A 344-nucleotide genomic window follows, 5' to 3' on the forward strand; every position below is an offset into this window, starting at 1 on the left:
GCACCGTGACCGTAGTTCACACTGGAACCGGCCAACCCGTCGCCGTGGGCGACCTCGATCGCGGCCACCCCGGCCGCATCCAAGGCGGCGGCGATGGTGCGGACCTGCTCGACGGTGTAGCGGTGGGCGACGGCGTGCATACCGTCGCGCAACGTCACGTCCTGAATGTACAGATCAGTCACCCGGTCACCTCCACGACGTCCCGACCCGCACCGTCCCCGCCCGCGCCGTCGCCACCAGCGCCGTCCTGGCGCGTCGCTGCCGATCGCAGTCCGACCAGCCGTTCCGCCGTGCGCAGCGCGGCCGAGGTCATGATGTCCAGGTTCCCCGCGTACGCCGGCAGA

1 pseudogene is annotated in these 344 nt (G+C 71.2%); it reads right to left on the reverse strand.

Features of this window, described 5'->3' with window-relative positions:
• Window positions 1-182, reverse strand: a pseudogene (locus tag ACFHW0_RS31890) (4-hydroxy-2-oxovalerate aldolase); the annotation flags it as partial.
• Window positions 183-344 lie beyond the last annotated feature (162 nt).

The organism is Micromonospora sp. LOL_025 (genome assembly GCF_048060285.1).
Taxonomy (GTDB): Bacteria; Actinomycetota; Actinomycetes; order Mycobacteriales; family Micromonosporaceae; genus Micromonospora.